The sequence below is a fragment of the Streptomyces sp. NPDC001941 genome, from assembly GCF_040296945.1.
Lineage (GTDB): Bacteria > Actinomycetota > Actinomycetes > Streptomycetales > Streptomycetaceae > Streptomyces.
Genome location: NZ_JBEOYE010000001.1, coordinates 338,745 through 358,397, shown reverse-complemented (window position 1 = coordinate 358,397; position 19,653 = coordinate 338,745). Strand labels below are relative to the sequence as shown.

At 74.3% G+C, this 19,653-nt stretch carries 19 protein-coding genes and 1 pseudogene; 10 read left to right on the top strand and 10 right to left on the bottom strand.

What is annotated here, in order from left to right; all coding sequences use genetic code 11:
- Nucleotides 1–73 precede the first annotated feature (73 nt).
- Nucleotides 74–1,168, top strand: a complete 1,095-nt coding sequence (locus ABT160_RS01615) for a hypothetical protein (protein WP_351642081.1) — start codon at nt 74–76, stop codon at nt 1,166–1,168.
- A 73-nt stretch (nt 1,169–1,241) separates the two neighbouring features.
- On the top strand, nt 1,242–1,367 hold the full coding sequence (locus ABT160_RS01610) for a hypothetical protein (protein ID WP_351642078.1): 126 nt from the start codon (nt 1,242–1,244) through the stop codon (nt 1,365–1,367).
- A gap of 234 nt (nt 1,368–1,601) precedes the next feature.
- Here ABT160_RS01610 and ABT160_RS01605 read toward each other — a convergent pair whose 3' ends face one another.
- The 3 genes from ABT160_RS01605 to chsH3 form a co-directional block, all read right to left on the bottom strand.
- A complete protein-coding gene (locus tag ABT160_RS01605; RefSeq protein ID WP_351642077.1) occupies nt 1,602–2,546 on the bottom strand; it encodes a 3-oxoacyl-ACP reductase in 945 nt (314 codons plus the stop codon).
- A gap of 10 nt (nt 2,547–2,556) precedes the next feature.
- Nucleotides 2,557–3,633 carry a Zn-dependent alcohol dehydrogenase gene (locus ABT160_RS01600; RefSeq protein ID WP_351642075.1) on the bottom strand — a complete coding sequence of 359 codons (1,077 nt, stop codon included), beginning with the start codon at nt 3,631–3,633 and terminating at the stop codon, nt 2,557–2,559.
- Nucleotides 3,634–3,779: 146 nt separating this feature from the next.
- Nucleotides 3,780–4,634 (bottom strand): enoyl-CoA hydratase ChsH3, encoded by an 855-nt coding sequence (gene chsH3, locus ABT160_RS01595; RefSeq protein WP_351642073.1) that lies wholly within the window; start codon nt 4,632–4,634, stop codon nt 3,780–3,782.
- Between the two features lie 319 nt (nt 4,635–4,953).
- On the opposite strand from chsH3, the gene ABT160_RS01590 reads away from it, so the two are divergent.
- From ABT160_RS01590 to ABT160_RS01580, 3 genes are all read left to right on the top strand, one after another.
- Complete coding sequence (locus tag ABT160_RS01590) at nt 4,954–5,871, top strand: ABC transporter ATP-binding protein (RefSeq protein ID WP_351642071.1); 918 nt, start codon at nt 4,954–4,956, stop codon at nt 5,869–5,871.
- Nucleotides 5,868–6,596 (top strand): ABC transporter permease, encoded by a 729-nt coding sequence (locus ABT160_RS01585; protein ID WP_502984141.1) that lies wholly within the window; start codon nt 5,868–5,870, stop codon nt 6,594–6,596. The genes ABT160_RS01590 and ABT160_RS01585 overlap by 4 nt, the downstream gene beginning before the upstream one ends.
- Before the next feature lie 63 nt (nt 6,597–6,659).
- Complete coding sequence (locus ABT160_RS01580) at nt 6,660–7,961, top strand: sensor histidine kinase (RefSeq protein ID WP_351642069.1); 1,302 nt, start codon at nt 6,660–6,662, stop codon at nt 7,959–7,961.
- Nucleotides 7,962–7,963: 2 nt separating this feature from the next.
- On the opposite strand, the pseudogene ABT160_RS01575 reads toward ABT160_RS01580, so the two are convergent.
- The 4 genes and pseudogenes from ABT160_RS01575 to ABT160_RS01560 form a co-directional block, all read right to left on the bottom strand.
- A pseudogene (locus ABT160_RS01575) lies at nt 7,964–8,956 on the bottom strand (NsdA family TPR-like regulatory protein); the annotation flags it as partial.
- A 21-nt stretch (nt 8,957–8,977) separates the two neighbouring features.
- Nucleotides 8,978–9,178, bottom strand: coding sequence for a DUF397 domain-containing protein (locus ABT160_RS01570; RefSeq protein WP_351642065.1), 201 nt, complete (start codon nt 9,176–9,178; stop codon nt 8,978–8,980).
- Between the two features lie 51 nt (nt 9,179–9,229).
- Complete coding sequence (locus ABT160_RS01565) at nt 9,230–9,427, bottom strand: DUF397 domain-containing protein (RefSeq protein WP_351642063.1); 198 nt, start codon at nt 9,425–9,427, stop codon at nt 9,230–9,232.
- The gene (locus tag ABT160_RS01560) at nt 9,424–10,245 is read right to left on the bottom strand and encodes a helix-turn-helix domain-containing protein (protein ID WP_351642061.1); all 822 of its coding nucleotides are present in this window, start codon (nt 10,243–10,245) and stop codon (nt 9,424–9,426) included. Before ABT160_RS01560 ends, ABT160_RS01565 begins: the two co-directional genes overlap by 4 nt.
- Nucleotides 10,246–10,387: 142 nt before the next feature.
- Between ABT160_RS01560 and ABT160_RS01555 the strand changes: the two genes are divergently transcribed.
- The 3 genes from ABT160_RS01555 (at nt 10,388) to ABT160_RS01545 (ending at nt 11,997) form a co-directional block, all read left to right on the top strand.
- Nucleotides 10,388–10,630, top strand: coding sequence for a hypothetical protein (locus ABT160_RS01555; protein ID WP_351642059.1), 243 nt, complete (start codon nt 10,388–10,390; stop codon nt 10,628–10,630).
- Nucleotides 10,627–10,821 (top strand): hypothetical protein, encoded by a 195-nt coding sequence (locus tag ABT160_RS01550; RefSeq protein WP_351642057.1) that lies wholly within the window; start codon nt 10,627–10,629, stop codon nt 10,819–10,821. The genes ABT160_RS01555 and ABT160_RS01550 overlap by 4 nt, the downstream gene beginning before the upstream one ends.
- A gap of 534 nt (nt 10,822–11,355) precedes the next feature.
- A complete protein-coding gene (locus ABT160_RS01545) occupies nt 11,356–11,997 on the top strand; it encodes a response regulator (protein ID WP_351642055.1) in 642 nt (213 codons plus the stop codon).
- Here the strand turns inward: ABT160_RS01545 and ABT160_RS01540 are convergent.
- The 3 genes from ABT160_RS01540 to ABT160_RS01530 all read right to left on the bottom strand — a co-directional run bounded on the left by ABT160_RS01540 (nt 11,994) and on the right by ABT160_RS01530 (nt 17,063).
- Nucleotides 11,994–13,478 (bottom strand): MFS transporter, encoded by a 1,485-nt coding sequence (locus ABT160_RS01540; RefSeq protein ID WP_502984140.1) that lies wholly within the window; start codon nt 13,476–13,478, stop codon nt 11,994–11,996. The genes ABT160_RS01545 and ABT160_RS01540 overlap by 4 nt on opposite strands.
- A 176-nt stretch (nt 13,479–13,654) precedes the next feature.
- Nucleotides 13,655–14,845, bottom strand: coding sequence for a lipid-transfer protein (locus tag ABT160_RS01535; RefSeq protein ID WP_351642051.1), 1,191 nt, complete (start codon nt 14,843–14,845; stop codon nt 13,655–13,657).
- 43 nt (nt 14,846–14,888) lie between these two features.
- Nucleotides 14,889–17,063 carry an acyl-CoA dehydrogenase family protein gene (locus ABT160_RS01530; RefSeq protein ID WP_351642049.1) on the bottom strand — a complete coding sequence of 725 codons (2,175 nt, stop codon included), beginning with the start codon at nt 17,061–17,063 and terminating at the stop codon, nt 14,889–14,891.
- Nucleotides 17,064–17,311: 248 nt separating this feature from the next.
- Here ABT160_RS01530 and ABT160_RS01525 point away from each other — a divergent pair, with 248 nt between their 5' ends.
- Both ABT160_RS01525 and ABT160_RS01520 read left to right on the top strand, forming a co-directional pair.
- The gene (locus tag ABT160_RS01525) at nt 17,312–18,790 is read left to right on the top strand and encodes an MFS transporter (protein WP_351642047.1); all 1,479 of its coding nucleotides are present in this window, start codon (nt 17,312–17,314) and stop codon (nt 18,788–18,790) included.
- A gap of 189 nt (nt 18,791–18,979) precedes the next feature.
- Nucleotides 18,980–19,636, top strand: coding sequence for a class I SAM-dependent methyltransferase (locus ABT160_RS01520; protein WP_351642044.1), 657 nt, complete (start codon nt 18,980–18,982; stop codon nt 19,634–19,636).
- Nucleotides 19,637–19,653 lie beyond the last annotated feature (17 nt).

Below are 19,653 nucleotides of genomic sequence, written 5' to 3'. Positions count from 1 at the left end.
TGTGAAGAGGCGGGTCTCTTGTTGTCCGGCCGGAAGCGCGAAAACTAGCTTCGTCGCCGGAGGTGACGAGTCGATGACAGCGTGTGCCATCGAACCCGCCGCTGGGGACGGCGGTACGGCACGAAGAGCGGGGCTCACGATCACGGCGGACGGCGCCTACGCGGTCCGCCTCGCCGGCGACGGCCAGGCCCTGTACCCGCAGCGGTGGACGCTGGACGGCCCGGAGGCCTACACCGTGCCGCTGCCCGCCGGGCAGCCGGAGGAGCCGGACGCCCAGGTGCTGCCGCTGGCGGACGGCCGGGTGCTGATCGCGCGGCGGGCGGACGGCCGGGTGCTGTTCTCCCTGCTCTACCCGACCGGACCGGCCACCGGGGACCTGCCGCTGGGCGGCATCGAGGCCGCCGACGTCCGGCTGCTGCCGCCCTCGCCGCAGGGCGCCTGCGCGTACGCGCTGGTGGGCGGCGTGCACGCGACGGCGATCTGGCTGGTGGCGGGCGGCGCCTTCGGCCCCGAGCACGTCGCGGACGTGAAGGGCCGCTGCACGGGCGGGGTCTGGCTGGACCGTACGGGACGGATGCTCGCCCTGGACCGCCAGGTGGACGACGGCCCGGTGAAGGCCGTCGCCGTCGACCTGGAGCGGGGCGGCGAGGTCACGCCGCTGCTGCAGATCGCCGAGGACAGCGACGACCGGCTGCTGCTCGCGGACCCGGAGAGCGGCCTGCTGATGCTGCGCTCGGACGCGCCCGGGCACGAGCGGCTCGGCTGGGGCGTGCTGGGCTCGACGCTGCCGGTGCGCTTCCCGGAGTGCCTGCGCCCGCCCGGCGTGGAGCTGACGCCGTTCGCGGTGCAGCCGGGGCAGACGCTGACGCCGGAGGGCTGCGCGGTGGCCCTGCGGATCGACGGGGCGACGGGCAGCTGGGTGGGGCTGTGGCGGCCGGCCGAGCGGGTGCTGCACCAGCTGGCGCCGCCCGAGGGGTGGCTGGCGGGGGCCGGGGTGTGGAGCCGGGACGGCGAGCTGCGGCTGCCCTGGGCGATCGACGGGCTGGGGGCCGGGGTGGCCCGCCTGGCGATGCCGGAGCCGCCGCCGGTGGTGCGGGTGGCGCCGATGCCCGCGCCCGCCGCGAAGCCGGTCCCGCTGGGCCAGGCGCCGCTGGCCGGACGGGGGTGAGCGGCCGCGCGGGAGGGGTGACTAGACTCTCCGGCCGCACTGGTAAGCGATCGACCACGGGGTGACGTTTCACATGTCCGAGAGCAGCACCGAGTCCGTGCAGACCGACGGACCCGGCAGGCACCGGGGACCCGCAGCGGCGGAGGACGCCGCGTCCGCGCCGCACGGGCGGCATCGGCGGGACAGCGAGTCCGACTAGGGCGTGTTGCGAAAGTAGCGCCGTCCGCCCGGAGGGCGGGCCCCGCGGCGTCTGGTGCGTGCGCTCGCAAGGCGGAGGGTCATCCTCGTACTGGACGTACTTGGATGATCCCGACAACGCAGCGAGCGTGCGTGCCAGGCGTCGCGGGGCAGGCGGGACTTTCGCAACACGCCCTAGGGCGCGCAGAGGAGGGGCGGGGCCGAAGTGGCCCCGCCCCTCGCGCGTTCCCGTCGCTCAGGACCCGTGCTTGAGTCCCAGGACCTCCGCCGCCGCGAAGGTCTCCTTCTCCGGCCGGCCCTCGTAGTACGGGGAGAGCAGGCCGTCCAGTTCGTCGTACGTGAACGCGTCCTGCTTGGTGTCGAACTTCGCGGCCACCCTGGGCCGTTCGACCACCGCGACCATCCCGCCGTGCACCACCAGGAGCTGGCCGTTGACCCGGGCCGCCGCCGGTGAGGCCAGGTAGCCGACCAGCGGGGAGACGTGCTCCGGCGCCAGGGCGTCGAGCTGCCCCGCCGCCGGTTCGGCGAAGCCCGCGAAGACGTCCTCGGTCATCCGGGTCCTGGCGCGCGGGCAGATCGCGTTGGCGGTGACCCCGTACTTGCCGAGCGCCAGGGCCGTCGAGGTGGTCAGGCCGACGATGCCGCCCTTGGCCGCCGCGTAGTTGGGCTGCCCGGCCGAGCCCGCGAGGAACGCCTCCGACGAGGTGTTGACGATGCGGCCGTAGACCGGGCCGCCCGCCGCCTTGGAGCGCTCGCGCCAGTGCACGGCCGCGTGGTGCGTGGTGTTGAAGTGGCCCTTGAGGTGGACCCGTATCACCGAGTCCCACTCGTCCTCGCTCATCGAGAAGACCATCCGGTCGCGCAGGATGCCCGCGTTGTTGACCAGGACGTCGAGCTTCCCGTACGTGCTCACCGCCAGGTCCACCAGGGCGCGGGCGGAGTCGGCGTCGGCGACGTCGCCCAGGTGCGCGACCGCCTGCCCGCCCGCCGCCACGATCTCGGCGGCGACCTCCTCGGCGGGTGCGGCCGAGGCCTCGCCGGAGCCGTCGCGGCCGGGCTGCCCGTAGTCGTTGACGACCACGGACGCGCCGAGCCGGGCCAGTTCGAGCGCCTCGGCGCGGCCCAGGCCCCGGCCCGCGCCGGTGACGATCGCGCTCAGGCCCTCCAGGGGGAGTGACATGCGGGTCCTCTCAGATCTCGATGCACGTGCGCAGCGCGACGCCCGTGCGCATCTGGTCCAGCGCCTCGTTGACGTCCGCCAGCGGCACCCGGTGGGTGATGAGCGACGCGAGGTCGATGCGGCCCGCGCGCCACAGCGCGATGGCCCGCTCGTAGGACCGCAGCACGTCGCCGCCGCCGTACATGGACGGCAGGATGCGCTTCTCGTCGAAGAACAGCTCGAACATGTTGAGCTGGAGGTTGTCGTCCATGGCGCCCGCGCCGACGATGCACAGGGTGCCGCCGCGCCGGGTGGTCTCGTAGGCGGTGCGGGCGGTGGCGGACTTGCCGACGACCTCGAAGACGTAGTCGAAGCCCTCGCCCGCGGTGATGCGCTGCTTGGCGTCGCCCAGCGCGTCCGGGGCGACCGCCTCGGTGGCCCCGAAGCCCAGCGCCGCCTCGCGCCGCGAGGCCACCGGGTCCACGGCCACGATCTGTGCCGCGCCCATCAGCCGGGCGCCCTGGATCGCGGAGATGCCGACACCGCCGCAGCCGATCACGGCGACCGACGAACCGGGCTCCACCTTGGCGGTGTTGACGGCCGCGCCGAGCCCGGTGGTGACGCCGCAGCCGATCAGCGCGGCGATGTCGAAGGGCACGTCCTCGGGGATCGGAACGGCGCACCCGGCGTCCACCACGACCTCCTCGACGAAGGTGCCGGTCCCGGCGAAGCCGAAGACGTCGCCGCCGGGCCGCTTGAAGTTGGGCACGCCCGCGTTCATGAACCCGGCCAGGCAGAGCTGGGACTGGCCGCGCTTGCAGGACGGACAGACGCCGCAGGCGGGCAGCCAGCACACCAGGACCCGGTCGCCCGCGCTCAGACCGGTGACGCCGTCGCCGACGTCCACGATCTCCCCGGCGCCCTCGTGGCCGGGGACGAAGGGGGCGGGCTGCGGGAGCGTGCCGTTCATCGCGGAGACGTCGGAGTGGCACAGCCCGGTGGCCCGTACCCTGATCTTCACCTTGCCCGGTCCGAAGCCCACGGCCTCGACGTCGTCGTGCACTTCGAGCTTGTCCTGACCGGTCTCGTGCAGTACGGCTGCGCGCATGGTGCGGCTCCCTCCGGGAGTGGAGTGCTGGGGCGGGTACGGGAGTGGGGCTGCGGGTGCGGACCCGCGCGGGCGTGCGAGTGCGGGTGCGGGTGGTACGTGCGGGTGCGGACTGCGGGTGCGGGCTTACGGGTCGGGGCCGCGGGCTACGCGTACGTGACGAGCGTGTCGGCGAGGACCGGGGCGTCGTCCCGTTCCACGGCCGTCACCGCCACCTGGATCCGGCCGTCGCCCCGCCACATCCGCACCCGCAGGGTCTCGCCGGGGAAGACGATCCCGGCGAAGCGGGTGCCGTAGGAGCGGACGCGGGTGACGTCGCCGTCGAGCAGGGTGTCGACCACCGCCTTGAGGGTGATCCCGTACGAGCACAGGCCGTGCAGGATCGGCCGGTCGAAGCCCGCGAGCTTGGCGAACTCCGGGTCGGCGTGCAGCGGGTTCCAGTCGCCGGAGAGCCGGTAGAGCAGGGCCTGGTCCTCGCGCACGGGGCGCTCGACGGTGCGGTCCGGGTCGCGGTCGGGCAGTTCGGTGCGCACGGAGGGCCCGCGCTCGCCGCCGAAGCCGCCCTCCCCGCGCACGAAGATCTGGGCGTCGCTCGTCCACAGCGGTCCGTCGTCGTCGGACGCCTCGGTGCGGAGCACCAGGACGGCGGCCTTGCCCTTGTCGTAGACGGCGGCCACCCGCGAACTGGACACCGCGCGGCCCCTGACGGGGATGGGGCGGTGCAGGGTGACGCTCTGGCCGCCGTGCAGCACGGAGGCCAGGTTGATCTCGACGCCGGGTGCGGAGAGCCCGCCGACGACGCCCATGCCGGCGCCCGCGACGGTGGCGAAGCTGGGCAGGACGTGGAGCCTGGACTCCAGGGTGTAGCGCAGTTCGTCGGGGTCGGTCGCGGGGACGCCCGCGCCGACGCCGAGGTGGTAGAGCTGGACGTCCTTGTGGTCCCAGGCGATCTCGGCGCTGCGGGGCTCGGCGGCGACGGCCTTGGCGGCATCGATGGGCATGGGCAGCAGCTCCTTGGGGGCGTCCGTGAGGAGTGGAAGACCTCGGCGCGGCCGTCCGCACCGTCGGACGCGCCGAGGTCGTACGGGGCCGGTCCCGTCGGCCGCGTCCCTCGCTCGTTCTAGAACGCGTTCTAGGGCCGGTGGGCACTATGTATAACGCACCCCGGGGTGGTTGTGAAGGCTGCTGACGGAACGTCAGATCGCCTTCCCGGTCGCTGACTTGCCCGTTCACCGCCCGGGCGCCCAGGACATTTGTCACCGCCGGGTCCGTACATGCGCATCTGCCGGGGCGGCCCCCGTCCTCCGTACCGTCGGGGACATGACGCAGACAGCAGTCCACTTCGACGGGGTCGCCAAGTCCTTCGGCTCCGTGCGGGCGTTGGCCGGGATCGACCTGACGCTGCGGCGCGGCGAGACCGTCGCGCTGCTCGGCCGCAACGGCGCGGGCAAGTCGACCACCCTCTCCCTGCTCCTCGGCCTGGACGCGCCCGACACCGGCCGGGTCGAGCTGTTCGGCGGGCCCCCCGCCCGGGCCGTCGGCGCGGGCCGGGTCGGCGCCATGCTCCAGGAGGGCCGCCCGGTCCCCCGCGTCACCGTGCGCGAGCTGGTCTCCTTCGTGGCCCGCACCTACCCCGCGCCGCTGGACGTCGACGAGGCGCTGCGGCTCGCGGGGATCGCCGAGCACGCGGACCGCCGCGCGGACCGGCTCTCCGGCGGCCAGGTCCAGCGGGTGCGGTTCGCCGTGGCCCTGGCCGGGGCGCCCGAGCTGATCGTGCTGGACGAGCCGACGGCCGCGCTGGACGTGGAGGCGCGCCAGGCGTTCTGGGCCTCGATGCGCGCCTACGCCCGGCGCGGCAACACCGTGCTCTTCTCCACCCACTACCTGGAGGAGGCCGACGAGCACGCCGACCGGATCGTGGTCATCGACCGGGGCCGGATCCTCGCCGACGGCACCGGCGAGGAGCTGAAGCGCGCGGCCGGCGGCAGCCTGGTCTCCTTCGACCTCGCGGGCCGCCCGACCGGGGACCTGCCCCGGCTGCCCGGCGTGGTCGCGGTCGAGGTGCGGGGCGACCGCGCCCGACTGCGCACCGAGGACTCCGACGCGACGATCGTGGCGCTGGCGGGGCTCGGGGCGGTGCGGCGCCTGGAGGTGGCGCCGGTCTCCCTGGAGGACGCGTTCCTGGCCCTCACCTCCCCTTCCTCCTCCCCCACCCACGAACTGGAGACGGCCCGATGATCACCGCGTACGTACGCCTGGAGGTGCGGCGCGCGCTGCGCGACCCCGGGTTCGTCATCTTCGGCGTCGGCATGCCGGTCCTGATGTACCTGCTCTTCACCAACCTGGGCGCCGACGGGTCGGACGGCGGCGCGTGGAAGACCGCGTCCATGGTCGGCATGGCCGCGTACGGCGCGCTGGGCGCCGCGCTGTCCACCGGGAACGGCGTCGCGGAGGACAAGTCCCTCGGCTGGCTGCGGCAGTTGAGGATCACCCCGATGAGCCCGCGCCAGGTGGTGGTCGGCCGGGCGCTGACCGGCTCGGTGGTGGTGCTGCCCGCGATCACGGCGGTCCTCGCGGCGGGCGCCCTGGTCAACGGGGTGCGCCTCGCGCCCTGGCACTGGGCGGTGGTGGCGCTGGCGCTCTGGCTCGGCTCGCTGCCCTTCACCCTGCTCGGCCTGGGCAACGGCTACCGCCTCACCGCCCAGACGACGGGGGTGGTCAACGTGGCGTGCAACCTGGGCCTCGCGGTGGTGGGCGGCCTGTGGTTCCCGCTGGAGCTGTTCCCCGGCTGGCTGCGGGCGGTCGCCGAGTACACGCCCACGTACGGCTTCGCGGAGGTCGGCCGGGCGCTGGCGGACAGCGGCGCGCCGGGCGGCGCGGCGGTGGCGGTGCTGGCGGGCTGGGGCCTGGTGTTCGGCGGGTACGCCGTGGTCTCGTACCGTCGGTCGGCCAGGACGGCGTGACGGGGAACGGGACGGCGTGACGGGGGCCAGGACGTGACGGGCCGCGGGGAACGGAGCGGGTTCATGAAGCAGGGCTGGCGCGCGCGGTGGGCCGAGCTGCGCACCGCGCAGGCGGAGCAGAAGAAGGAGTGGCCGCGGCGCCGGGCCGAGTGGCGGGCGGAGCAGAAGGCCCGCCGCCGGCGCGGCGAGGGCCCGGCCCCCGAGCAGGGCGTCCCGCCGAACGGCTTCGCGATGCTGCCGTGGCTGCTGATGGGGATGGGGGCGTTCTCCAACCTGCTCCAGGGCGAGACGCCGAACCCGCTGATCGGCGGCCTGGGCCTGCTGGCCTTCAACTCCCTCTACATCTCCGTGGTGTTCAGGGCCTTCGACAAGAAGAAGCGGGAGTCCAGGGCCACCCTGTGGCTGCTGGGCGCGCTCGGCGCGGTGACCTTCGGGCTGGCGGCCGGGTACGGCGGCGACTGGCTGACCTTCTTCGCGCTCCTCGGCCTGGCGGTCGGCTCGGTGCTGCGCGGCCGCATGCTGCCGAGGGTGGTCTTCCCGCTCTGCCTCCTGGCGGCGGCGACCGGGGCGTGGCGGGACGGCTGGGACGCGATCAACATCGCGTACGGCACGTTCATCTCCTCGATGGTGACGGCGGCGCTGCTCGCCCTGTCCGAGACGGTGCGCGAACTGCGCGAGACCAAGGAGGAACTGGCCCGCGCGGCGGTGGAGAAGGAGCGGCTGCGCTTCTCCCGCGACCTGCACGACCTGCTGGGCCACACGCTGTCGGTGGTCGTGGTCAAGTCGGAGGCGGCGCGCAGGCTGGCGCCGCGCGACCTGGACGCGGCGCTGGGCCAGGTCGCGGACATCGAGTCGGTGGGCCGCCAGGCGCTCACCGAGATCCGGGAGGCGGTGACGGGCTACCGCGAGGGCAGCCTGGGCACGGAACTGGACCGGGCCCGCTCGATCCTGACCAGCGCGGGCGTGGACCCGGTGGTCCGCCAGTCGGGCCCGCCCCTGGAGCCCCAGGCGGAGGCGCTGCTGAGCTGGGTGGTGCGGGAGTCGGTGACCAACGTCGTGCGCCACGCGGGCGCGACGCGGTGCGTGATCGCGGTGACGGGCGGCCCGGAGCGGGTGCGCCTGACGGTCACGGACGACGGGAGGGGCCCGGGGGCCGCGGAGCCGGGGAACGGGCTGCGGGGCCTGCGGGAACGGGTGGCGACGGCGGGCGGCACGCTGGAGGCGGTACCGCTGGACCGCGGGGGCTTCGAGGTCCGTACGGAGCTCCCGGTGGGCGGCGGGGCGGAACCGGACGGGCCCGCCGAGGAACGGGAAACCCGGACCCGCAGGAGGCGGTGGAGCCGGGTGGGCCCGCGCGACTGCTGAGCTCACCGAAGTCCGGCGGCGGGGTGCAGCGCCTGGTAGGCCTCACGCAGGCCGGGGGCTTCGGGGAGCCGGCGGGCCTCGACGGCGCGTACGACTTCGAGGGCGCGCCAGTGGTTCGAGGGGACGATCCGCCCGGAGAGCACGGCCTGCTGCGCGGCGGCGCAGGCCTCGTCGAGCCGGTCGCCACCGAGGAGGGTGAGGGCCAGGTCGAGGTGGGCGGTCGCGACCCGGCGCGGCCACCGCCGCACGTCGTCACCGGGCCCCAGGAGGGCGATCACTTCACGCGCGTACGACTCCGCCGCCGGATCGCCGAGCCAGGCGAGGGTGGTGGCGGTGTACGAGAGGGACTTGCCCGGGTCGTACTGGTAGTGGTGCTCAAGGCCCTTGCGCGGCTCCAGCGCACCGGCGAGGCGGTGCACCCGCTGGATGGCGGCGTAGGTGGCCGCGGCGTCCCGGAGCCGGGCACTGGCCCGCCCCTCCTGGGCGGCGGCCTGGATGGCGACGGAGGACCCGACGGGGGCGAACGCCCGGGCGGTACGGGAGAGTTCGCGCGCCCGCTCGTACTCGCCGCGGACCAGCAGCTGCCAGGCGCCGGTCTCGTGGCACCACGCGGTGATCTCGGGGTGCCCGACCTCCCGCCCGAGCGCCTCGGCGGCCCGCAACCGGGCGACGGCGGCGTGCTCCTGGCCGAGGTCGACGTGGAGCGTGGCGCCGAGGAGCTGGAGCCAGCCCCCGACGACCAGGAGGCGCCGGTGCTCGGCGAGGGTCATGCGCGCGCCGAGGAGCCGGTGGACGTGGCCGGCCTGACTCCGGACGCGGACCAGGAGGGCCTGGGGCGGGTCGACGGGGTAGCGGGTGGCGAGGTCGTCGAAGGTGGCTTCGAGGGCGTGGAGGGTGGCGGGGGTGAGGTGGTGCCGGTGAGCCATGGCGACTCCGGGCCGACGGTGCCCCCTACGGGGGTGCGGGGTGGTACGGGGCCTTCGCCGCCCGGGGCCGGGGGCGGCGAAGGCCGGCGGTCACCGCTTCAGGGCGGTGACGAACGTGGTCCAGGCGTGGGGGGTGAGGTGGAGACGGGGGCCGCCGGGACGCTTGGAGTCGCGGACGGGGACGGACCCGGCGGCGGACAGAGAGGGGGCCCACTCGACGCATTCGCCGCCTTGGCCGTCGCTGTGGGTGGACTTGATCCAGCGCGTGCTCTGGTCACGGGTGGTGCTCATGTGCGTCACTCCTCAGCTAGTGCGGACATGGAATCTTGCGATTGCGGGTGATCAGTCCTTGAGGCCACCGACGAATACCGTCCAGGCATGAACGCTCAGCTCAAGACGCGGCCCTCCAGGACGCTTCGAGTCGCGAATGGGCACCGTGCCCACGGCGGCGGAGAACGGCGCCCACTCGACGCATTCGCCCCCGCCGTCGCTGTAGCTCGACTTGACCCATATCGCCCCTGGTGAACGGGTGTTGCTCACGCTCGGTACTCCTCAAGAACCTCGGCAATCAGGCGTACGGACCGAGCGGGCGACTCCGCTTCCGCACACAGCCGGTTGAACATGGACGTCAAGTGGTCGACGTCCTCTGCGGCATCACTCGTGAACCCACGACCAGCGGCCTCCGCGTACTTGTACCGGATCCCCCCGCCCATACACAGCAGGATAAATGGAAGGCCGGACATCGGAACAGCGGCCCGAAACGGGTACACCTGCACCGTCACGTGTGGGGTCGCCGCCAGTTCAAGGAGGTAGTCGAGCTGTTCGGCCATGACAGCGCGTGATCCGACGACCATGCGCAACGCCGCTTCATGGGCGACGAGCCACAACAGCGCGGGCATGGGGCGCTCCAGGATGGCGCGGCGCTTCATGCGCTCAGCCACGCGTTCAGCAATCTGTCCGGGGGGCTCATGCGGGTGCGTACCCCTGAAGGCCGCCTCGGCATAGGCCGGTGTCTGCACCAGTCCGGTCAGGAAGAGCGGCGAGTAGCTACTGACCTTCAGCGCCTCCTTTTCCAGAGACAGGTACGGCGCCAACCACGTCGGCGACACCCCGTCGATCATCCGGCGATAGGTACGCCCGATCATGCCTCCCGTACCGAAGACGAAGTCGCACTTCTCCACGAAGCGCGCGCTCGGCTTGATCCGGCCGGCCTCCACCTTGCTCACGTACGACTCGCTGTATCCCGTCGCCAGACCCAACGCCTTCATCGTCATGCGCCGGGCGGTGCGCAGTTCCGCCACGTCACGCCCGAACGCTTGCAGCGGATTCACTTCATCGGGATCGACCTCGTCGCTCATGCTTGCCACCTCTCCTTACCCGTAACCACCCAACTGTCATAGCAGTGACCGAACTTGAAGAAAGGCGTTCAAGTCATTCAAGTGGGGCGCAACGGTGCTTCTCTGGAGCCCGAACGAACCGCTCCGCCGAAAGGGCGCCCCCATGCACCCCTCACGTCCCAGGAACCCCGCCGGGCCCACGCTCGGGGAACTGCACGCCGCCGACCGCGCCCGCGACGACGTCGCCCGGGCCATGGCCCGTCTCGGGCTCACCCTCCCCTCGCTCCGGGTCGACGCGGCCGGGGCGGTGCCCATGGTCAGCCTCGGGGCCTGTTCCGTACCGACCGCCCTCCTCCTGGCGGCGGCCCTCGGGCGTGCCCCCGCCGCCCAGGAGGCGGGGCGATGACCTGGGCGCCCCGGGTCGGTGGGCGTGCCGTCGACCGCAACGGGCGGGTGTGCGTGGTGGTCCGGATCACCGAACTCGCGGTGCATGTCGCCGCGTTGTGGGGCGGGATCTCCTGGGTGGCGTCGCCCGGCACCCTGCGGCCCCTCACCGAGGAGGAGGCGCGGCGGTACGCGTCCGCCCGTGGGCGGTGAGTCGGTGCGGGGCCCGGGCCGCCCGTACGGAACTGCCCCTCGGGGCGCGGGCCTTGGAGTCCCCTCCCCACCCCTTCCCGAAAGCCTCCGGCGGGTAGGGGCGCAGGCCCCTGGGGCTCCGCCCCGGACCCCGCTCCTCAAACGCCGAAGGGGCTGGGATTCTCCGGGGAAACCCAGCCCGTCCGGCGTTTGAGGGCGGACCAAGGCGCAAGCCCCCGGGCCCGAGCCTCCTAATGCGCCGCTCCCCACCCGTTACCGGCCAACCCCGTGTTCCCCGGTCCCGGATGGGACAGCATCGAAGGAAACCGGGATCCGAACACCGGTTCAGTGAGGTGGAGTTGTGAGCCGTAGCGGCAGCATCGCTCGCGTCGCCCTCGTCGTGGTCGCCGTCGCGACCCTGGCCCTGCTCGTCTCGACCGTCGTCCTGCTCATGCGCTGACCGCAGCCGCAGGCCCAGGCGCAGCCAGGCCCCTTCCACCGACCCGAACCGCCCACCTCAGCGCCCCCCGGCTGACCTGCGGATAGCCTGGCCCCATGGACGAGATGCCGCAGCACCACCGCCCCTCCAAGTGCATCAGGGTCCTCCTCGCCGAGGACCAGGGCATGATGCGCGGCGCGCTCGCCCTGCTGCTCGGGCTGGAGGAGGACATCGAGGTGGTGGCCCAGATCGGTACCGGTGACGCCATCGTCGACACCGCCCTCACCGCCCGCCCCGACGTCGCCCTCCTCGACATCGAGCTCCCCGGCATGAGCGGCCTCGACGCCGCCGCGCTGCTGCGCGACGAGGTGCCCGACTGCCGCGTGCTCATCCTCACCACCTTCGGGCGGCCCGGCTACCTGCGGCGCGCCATGGAGGCCGGGGCCGCCGGGTTCCTCGTCAAGGACGGGCCCGTCGAGGAGCTGGCCCAGGCGATCCGGCGCGTCCTGACCGGCGAGACCGTCATCGACCCCGCGCTCGCCGCCGCCGCCCTGAGCGCCGGGCCCAGTCCCCTCACCGCCCGCGAGCGCGACGCGCTCAACGCCTCGGTGGACGGGGCCACCGTCTCCGACATCGCGGCCAAGCTCCACCTGTCGGAGTCGACCGTACGGAACTACCTCTCCTCGGCCATCGGCAAGACCGGCACCCGCAACCGGATGGAGGCCGTCCGGGCCGCCCGCCAGCAGGGGTGGCTCTAGCCCGCGACCCCCTCCGCACCCCGTCGCCCACGAGCCCCCGCCGCGCGCGGCAGCCACAGCAGCATCAGCAGCGCCGCCACCAGCAGCACCCCCGTGCCCACCCGGAACGCCAGGGCGTAGCCCGCCGTCAGTGACTCCGGGCTCGTCGAGGCGCCCGTGCGCGACGCCGCCACCGTCGAGAGCACCGCGAGCCCCAGCGCGCCGCCCATCGTCCGCGACGTGTTGATCAGGCCCGAGACCAGGCCGCCGTCCCCGGGAGCCGCGCCCGAGGTGGCCAGGGTGGCCAGCGGCGTCACCGCCAGGCCCATGCCCAGCATCATCAGGACGCCCGGGCCCAGGACCGCCGTCAGGTACGCCCCGTCCGCCGTCATCCACGACTGCCAGCCGAACCCGGTCGCGGCGATCAGCGCGCCGAGCACCGCCAGGTTGCGCTCGCCGGTGGACGGCATCAGGCGCGGCGCCAGCTTGGAGCCCACCACGACCGCCGCCGAGCTGGGGACCAGGGCGAGTCCGGCCTCCAGCGGGGTGTAGCCGAGGACGTTCTGCGCGTACACCGTCATGAAGAACCACATGCCGAACGACGCCGAACCGCACACCAGCATCGCCACGTTCGCCGCCGACACCGCCCGCGAGCGGAACACCTTCAGCGGCATCAGCGGCTCCCCCGAGCGCGCCTCCACCACGACGAACAGGGCCAGCAGCGCCAGGCCGCCGAGCAGCGGCACCAGGGTCGCGGGCGCGCCCCAGCCCGCCTCCTCGGTCTGCACGATGCCGTACGCGAGGGTGGCCAGGCCCGCCGTCACCAGCACCGCGCCCGGCAGGTCCAGGCGCCTGCGCGGGCCGGCCTCGCGGCCCTCGCGCAGCCAGAGCGTGCCGCCGGCGAGCACCAGGATGCCGATGGGGACGTTGATGAGCAGGACCCAGCGCCAGTTCAGGAGGTCGGTGAGCACGCCGCCCACCAGGCCGCCCGCCGCGCCGCCGCCCGCGCCGACGGCCGACCAGGTGCCGATCGCCCGGGTGCGGGCCGGGCCAGGCGCGACGGCGGCCGTGACGATGGTGAGGGTGGCGGGGGCGAGGACGGCCGCGCCCAGGCCCTGCACCGCGCGGGCGGCGAGCAGCTGCCAGCCCTCCTGGGCGATGCCGCCGAGCAGCGAGGCGAGGGTGAAGAGGGCGAGGCCGGCCAGGAAGACGCGCTTGCGGCCGAAGAGGTCGGCGGCGCGGCCGCCGAGGAGCATGAAGCCCGCGAAGGCGATGGAGTAGGCGTTGACGACCCACTGCAGCCCGGTGGCGGAGAGGCCGAGGTCGGTGCGCATGGAGGGGAGGGCGACGTTCACGACGGAGACGTCGAGGACGACGAGGAACTGCCCGGCGCAGGCGGCGAGGAGGACGAGCCAGGGGCGGGGGGTGGAGGTGGGGGGCGGTATGAGGTCGGGGGAGGTGGGGGTGGTGGTGCGGGTGCTGGGTCGGGGCATGCTTGTCATGGTCGCAGGTGGCGCGTGGGCCGTACATCGGGATTTGGCCGTACGGGGGCGGGGCCCGCTGGTCCTAGGACCCGGGGCCCCGCAGCCGCAGGCCCTGGGTGACCCCGTACCCGCAGGCCCCGGGTGCCCCCGCGCCCGCAGGGTCCGGGTGCCCCGCCCCCGCGGGCCCCCTCGCGCTACGCCCTCCGCAGGAGCGTCACCACCGCCGCGCCGCCCAGACCTATGTTGTGCGCCAGGCCCACCCGCGCGCCCGGGACCTGGCGCGCCCCCGCCTCCGCGCGGAGTTGCCACACCAGTTCCGCCGCCTGCGCCAGGCCCGTCGCGCCCAGCGGGTGGCCCTTGGAGATCAGGCCGCCCGACGGGTTCACCACCCAGCGGCCGCCGTACGTGGTGGCCCCCGACTCCACCAGCGCGCCCGACTCCCCCTCGCCGCACATGCCCAGCGCCTCGTACGTGAGCAGCTCGTTGATCGAGAAGCAGTCGTGCAGTTCGACCACGTCCACGTCCTCGATCCCCAGGCCCGCCCGCTCGTACGCCTGGCGCGCCGCCTCCCGCGACATCGGCTGTCCCACCGCGTCGATGCAGGTCCCCGAGGCGAAGGACTCCTCCGTGTCCGTCGTCATCGACTGGGCCGCGATCTCCACCGCCCGGTCGCCGAGCCCGTGCCGCTCCACGAAGCGTTCCGAGACGACGACCGCCGCCGCAGCGCCGTCCGACGTCGGGGAGCACTGGAGCCTGGTGAGCGGTGCGTGCACCGGCTTCGCCGCCAGCACCTCGTCCGTGGAGTACACCTGCCGGAACTGCGCGTTCGGGTTGTCCGCCGAGTGCCGGTGGTTCTTCGCGCCCACCGCCGCGAGCTGCTCCTCCGTCGTCCCGTACCGCTTCATGTGCTCGCGCGCCGCGTTGCCGAAGATCTGGGCGGTGGGCGGGGACATCTCGAAGCCGTGGGCCGCCGCCATGATCCCGTAGTGCCGCGCCACCGGGGACGTCTTGAAGTCGCCGCCGTCCGAGCCGCCGCCCAGCGCGCCCCGCTTCATCTTCTCGAAGCCCAGCGCGAGCACGCAGTCCGAGCCGCCGCCCTCGACGAACTGGCGGGCCAGCATCAGCGCCGTGGAGCCGGTCGCGCAGTTGTTGTTGACGTTGTAGACGGGCACGCCCGTCAGGCCGAGTTCGTACGCGGCGCGCTGCCCGGCCGTCGACGCCTGGAAGCAGTAGCCGACCGGGACCTGCTCGACCAGGTCGTAGCCGATCCCGGCGTCCGACAGGGCCGCCCTGCCGGCTTCCCCGGCCATGTCCCAGTACTGCCAGTCCCGCGTCTCCGGCTTCTCGAACTTCGTCATGCCGACGCCGACGATGTACGACTTCATCCGTCCCAGAGCCCCTCGGTCGTTGCGTTCACGAGTCGGTCCTTCAGTCCCTGGGCAGGCCCAGGATCCGTTCCGCCACCACGTTCAGCTGCACCTGCGTCGTCCCGCCCGCGATCGTCAGGCACCGCGACAGCAGGAAGCCGTGCACCGCCCGCTCCCCCGGGCCCTCCCGCACCGCGCCCGCCGGGCCGAGGAGTTCCAGGGTCAGCTCGGCGACCTTCTGCTGGTGCACGGTCTGCACCAGCTTGCGGACGCTGGCCCCCGCGCCCGGCTCCAGGCCGGAGACCTGCTGGAGCGTGGTGCGCAGGCCGACGCAGGACAGGGCGTGCGCCTCGGCGAGCAGTGCGCCGAGCCGGGCGCGGGTCGCGTCGTCCAGGGCGTCGGCCCCTTCCAGCAGGGCTTCCAGGCCCGTGTCGAAGGCGACCTGGTCGGCCATGTGGACGCGTTCGTTGCCCAGGGTGTTGCGGGCCACCCGCCAGCCGCCGTCCACCTCGCCGACCACCGCGTCGGCGGGCAGCGGCGCCCCGTCGAAGTACACCTCGTTGAACATCGAGTCGCCGGTGATCTCCTTCAGCGGGCGGATCTCGATGCCGGGGGTGGACCGCATGTCGACCAGGAAGTAGGTGAGCCCCTTGTGCTTGGGCGCGTCCGGGTCGGTGCGGGCCAGCAGGATGCCGTGGTCGGCCCGCTGGGCGGCGCTGGTCCACACCTTCTGGCCGGTGATCCGCCAGCCGCCGGTCTCCTCGTCCCGTTCGGCGCGGGTGCGCAGGGAGGCCAGGTCGGAGCCCGCGCCGGGCTCGGAGAAGAGCTGGCACCAGCGCAGTTCGCCGCGCAGGGTGGGGCCGAGGAAGCGTTCCTTCTGCTCCTCGGTGCCGTACGCGAGGAGGGAGGGGATGACCCAGGTGGCGATCGACAGGTCGCCGAGCCGCACCCCGGCGGCGGCGAGTTCCTGCTGGACGGTGAGCTGCTGGAGCGGGCCCGCGCCCAGGCCGTAGGGCGGCGGCAGGTGCGGGGCCGCGTAGCCGGTGGGGGCCAGGGCGCGGCGCGCGGCGGCCGGGTCGAGGCCCCGGGCCCCGGAGGCGGCCTCGCGCGCCCCGGCCCGGTGGGCGTCGGCCTCCGGCGGCAGCTCCAGGCGCAGTTCGCGGCGGGCCCCGGCGGCGGCGAGGCGGACGGCGCGCAGCCGGTGGGCGTCGCCGGTGCCCAGGAGCTGGCGGGCGACGAGGGCGCGGCGCAGCTGGAGGTGGGCGTCGTGCTCCCAGGTGAAGCCGATGCCGCCGAGGACCTGGATGGAGTCCTTGGCGCAGGTGTGGGCGGCGTCCAGGGCGGTGGCGGCGGCGAGCGCGGCGGTGAGGGAGCGCGCGGCGGGGTCCCCGGACTGGGCCGCCCGGGCCGCGTCCCAGGTCAGGGCGCGGGCCTGTTCCAGGCGGACCAGCATGTCGGCGCAGAGGTGCTTGATGGCCTGGAAGCGGCCGATGGGGTGGCCGAACTGTTCGCGCACCTTGGCGTACTCGACGGCCGTCTCCAGGGCGCGCGCCGCGGTGCCGCAGGCGTCGGCCGCGTACAGCACGGCCGCGAGGTCGGTGACGAGGTCCGGGTCGAGGGCGAGCAGGCGCCCCGGTGGTACGGGGACGTGGGCGGCGACCGCTTCGGCGGTGGGGCGGGTGGGGTCGGCGCTCTCGTGGGCGCGCACCGCGAGGGCGTCCGCGTCCAGGGCGGCCCACAGCGGGCCCTCGGGTCCGGCGGCGGTCAGGAGCAGCAGGTCCGCCTGGGCCCCGCCGAGCACCGGGGGCGCGGTGCCGTCCAGGTGGAGGGTGCCGTCGGCGGCCCGGGTGGCGGTGAGGGTGCCGGGGCCGGGCGCCACGGCGGCGGCGCGCTCCCCGGTGGCGAGGGCGCGGGCGAGGCCGGTGTGCCCGGCGCGCAGCAGCAGCTCGGCGGCGAGCGCGCTGGGCAGGTGGGGGCCGGGGAGCCCGGCGCGCCCGGCCTCTTCGAGGACGACGGCGAGGTCGGTGAGCGTGCCGCCCGCGCCGCCGTGCTCCTCGGGCAGGTGCGGGGCGAGGAGGCCCTGCCCGGCGGCGGCCCGCCAGTAGCCGGGGAGGCCGGTGGGCGGTGCGGGCACGTCGAGGAGCTTGCGGGTCTGCTCGGGGGGTGCGGCGCGGGCCAGCCAGCCGCGCACGGACCGGGCCAACTCCCGCTGTTCTTGCGTGATTCCGATGCCCATGGACGGCAGACTAGAACACGTTCCAGTGCTTCGGAAGAGGGTTTCTGACAGTGCGTCAGACAACCGTGCGCGGGGCGTGCTCCCGGCCGCCGCCCCCGTGGCGCCCAGGAAAAGGTCAAGTCGTTCCCAAGTCGGCCCCGAGCCGGAATAGTCGTACCGGTACAGAAGGTTGCACCGTGCACGTATAGGGGGTGTCGATCCGGCCTGCCCCGCACCACACCCCCGAGGACCCCTGGAGGCCCACCCCCATGACGCGCACCCCTCGCGACCCTTCCCGCACCGGCGGCACCGTGGCCGTCCTGGCCTTCTCGGGAATCGTCGTCGCGGTGATGCAGACCCTGCTCGTCCCCGTCGTCAAGGACCTGCCCCAGCTGCTGTCCGCCTCCCCCTCCGACGCCACCTGGGTCCTCACCTCGACCCTGCTCGCGGGCGCGGTCGCCACCCCCGTCATGGGCCGGCTCGGCGACCTGTACGGCAAGCGCCGGATGCTGCTCATCAGCCTCGCCGTCATGGTGGCCGGCTCGCTGGTCTGCGGCTTCACCTCCGACCTCGTCGTGATGATCGCCGGCCGCGCGCTCCAGGGCTTCGCCATGGGCGCCATCCCGCTCGGCATCGGCCTGATACGCGACGCGCTGCCGCCCGCCAAGCTGGCCTCCGCGATGGCCCTGATGAGCTCCTCCATCGGCGTCGGCGGCGGCCTCGCCCTGCCGCTGGCCGCGCTGGTTGCCCAGCACGCCGACTGGCACGCCCTGTTCTTCGGCACCGCCGTCCTCGGCGTGCTGGCCATGGCGCTGACCCTGGCCTTCGTGCCCGAGACCGGGAGCCGGGCGCGCGGCAGCTTCGACGTGCCGGGCGCGCTCGGGCTCTCCGCCGGCCTGGTGCTGCTGCTCCTGCCGGTCACCAAGGGCGCCGAATGGGGCTGGGGCTCGGCCCGCATCCTCGGCCTGTTCGCCGCCGCCGCGCTGGTGCTGCTCGGCTGGGCGGCCTTCGAACTGCGCACCCCCGCCCCGCTGGTCGACCTGCGCACCAGCGCCAAGCGCCAGGTGCTGCTGACCAACCTGGCCTCGATGATGGTCGGCGTCGCCTTCTACGCGGTCTCCCTGGTGCTGCCCCAGCTGCTCCAGCTGCCCGCCGCGACCGGCTACGGCCTGGGGCGGTCGATGGTCGTCGCGGGCCTGTGCGTGGCGCCGCTGGGCCTGACGATGATGCTGACCGCGCCGCTGTACGCGCGCCTGTCGGCGACGTACGGGCCCAAGACCACGCTGCTGCTCGGCATGACGGTCATCGCCGTCGGGTACGCGGCCGGGCTCGGCATGATGAGCGCCGCCTGGCAGACCGTGGTGGTCTCCACCGTGCTCGGCGCGGGCATCGGCCTCGCCTACTCCTCGCTGCCCGCCCTGATCGTGGGCGCCGTCGACCCGTCCGAGACCGGCGCCGCCAACGGCCTGAACACCCTGATGCGCTCCATCGGCACCTCCGTCTCCAGCGCCGTCGTCGGCATGGTGCTGGCCCGCACCGCCCAGCCGCTGGGCGCGGTCCGGGTGCCCACCCTGGAGGGCTTCCGGCTCTCCTTCCTCATCGCGATCGTCGCCGTGGTGCTCGGCGCGGTGTGCGCGGCGTTCCTGCCCCGGCACCGGGAGCGGATGACCCTGCTGGCCAGCAGCGCGCGGGACGCGGCAGGGCGCACCGAGGAGGGCGCCGAGCGGGTGGCCCCGGCGCAGGCGTGAGGCGGGCGGTACGGCACGATGGGCCCGGCCCCGTACCCGTACCGCCCCTTGGGCACGGACCCGTACCGCCCCTTGGGCACGGACCCGTACCGCCCCTGGGCACGGACCCGTACCGCCCTGATCCGCGCACCACTCCCCGTACCGCCACCCCCGCCGCACCGCCCGGCACCCCTACCGCTGGAGGACCCCATGGCCACCGACGTCGCCCCCGCGCCCGGGACGCTCGCCGCCTTCGAGGCGGCCAAGGGGTTCATGCCGCTGGAGGAGGGCCTCGCCCTGTACGCGGCGGCCGTCGAGGCCGGGCGGCTCGGGCTGCCGCTCCTGGAGGTCGGCACCTACTGCGGGCGCTCCACGATCCTGCTCGCCGACGCGGCCCGGGCCGCCGGGGTGAGCGCGGTCACCGTGGACCACCACCGGGGCAGCGAGGAGCAGCAGCCGGGCTGGGAGTTCCACGACCCCGCGACGGTCGACCCCGAGCTGGGCGTGATGGACACGCTGCCCACCTTCCGGCGCACCCTGCACCGGGCGGGCCTGGAGGACCACGTGATCGCGGTCGTCGGCCGCTCCCCGCAGGTGGCCAGGGCCTGGGGCGGCGAGCTCGGGCTGGTGTTCGTCGACGGCGGGCACACCGACGAGCACGCCGGCGCCGACTACGAGGGCTGGGCGCCGAAGGTCGCCGTCGGCGGGCTGCTGGTCATCCACGACGTGTTCCCGGTGAAGCTGGACGAGTTCACCGGCCAGGCGCCGTACCGCGTGTACCTCAGGGCACTGGCGTCCGGCGCGTTCACCGAGGTCTCGGTGACCGACTCGCTGCGCGTCCTGCGGCGTACGGCACCGGGGATCTGACCGCGCGGCATAGCATC

Coding starts and splice junctions, on each gene's coding strand:
- ABT160_RS01585 (WP_502984141.1), top strand. CDS start 5,868: ATGATCACCGCGTACGTACGCCTGGAGGTGCGGCGCGCGCTGCGCGAC.
- ABT160_RS01600 (WP_351642075.1), bottom strand. CDS start 3,633: ATGCGCGCAGCCGTACTGCACGAGACCGGTCAGGACAAGCTCGAAGTG.
- ABT160_RS01615 (WP_351642081.1), top strand. CDS start 74: ATGACAGCGTGTGCCATCGAACCCGCCGCTGGGGACGGCGGTACGGCA.
- ABT160_RS01590 (WP_351642071.1), top strand. CDS start 4,954: ATGACGCAGACAGCAGTCCACTTCGACGGGGTCGCCAAGTCCTTCGGC.
- ABT160_RS01555 (WP_351642059.1), top strand. CDS start 10,388: ATGCACCCCTCACGTCCCAGGAACCCCGCCGGGCCCACGCTCGGGGAA.
- ABT160_RS01580 (WP_351642069.1), top strand. CDS start 6,660: ATGAAGCAGGGCTGGCGCGCGCGGTGGGCCGAGCTGCGCACCGCGCAG.
- ABT160_RS01540 (WP_502984140.1), bottom strand. CDS start 13,478: ATGACAAGCATGCCCCGACCCAGCACCCGCACCACCACCCCCACCTCC.
- ABT160_RS01610 (WP_351642078.1), top strand. CDS start 1,242: ATGTCCGAGAGCAGCACCGAGTCCGTGCAGACCGACGGACCCGGCAGG.
- ABT160_RS01520 (WP_351642044.1), top strand. CDS start 18,980: ATGGCCACCGACGTCGCCCCCGCGCCCGGGACGCTCGCCGCCTTCGAG.
- ABT160_RS01530 (WP_351642049.1), bottom strand. CDS start 17,063: ATGGGCATCGGAATCACGCAAGAACAGCGGGAGTTGGCCCGGTCCGTG.
- ABT160_RS01605 (WP_351642077.1), bottom strand. CDS start 2,546: ATGTCACTCCCCCTGGAGGGCCTGAGCGCGATCGTCACCGGCGCGGGC.
- ABT160_RS01525 (WP_351642047.1), top strand. CDS start 17,312: ATGACGCGCACCCCTCGCGACCCTTCCCGCACCGGCGGCACCGTGGCC.
- chsH3 (WP_351642073.1), bottom strand. CDS start 4,634: ATGCCCATCGATGCCGCCAAGGCCGTCGCCGCCGAGCCCCGCAGCGCC.
- ABT160_RS01545 (WP_351642055.1), top strand. CDS start 11,356: ATGGACGAGATGCCGCAGCACCACCGCCCCTCCAAGTGCATCAGGGTC.
- ABT160_RS01560 (WP_351642061.1), bottom strand. CDS start 10,245: ATGAGCGACGAGGTCGATCCCGATGAAGTGAATCCGCTGCAAGCGTTC.
- ABT160_RS01570 (WP_351642065.1), bottom strand. CDS start 9,178: ATGAGCACCACCCGTGACCAGAGCACGCGCTGGATCAAGTCCACCCAC.
- ABT160_RS01535 (WP_351642051.1), bottom strand. CDS start 14,845: ATGAAGTCGTACATCGTCGGCGTCGGCATGACGAAGTTCGAGAAGCCG.
- ABT160_RS01550 (WP_351642057.1), top strand. CDS start 10,627: ATGACCTGGGCGCCCCGGGTCGGTGGGCGTGCCGTCGACCGCAACGGG.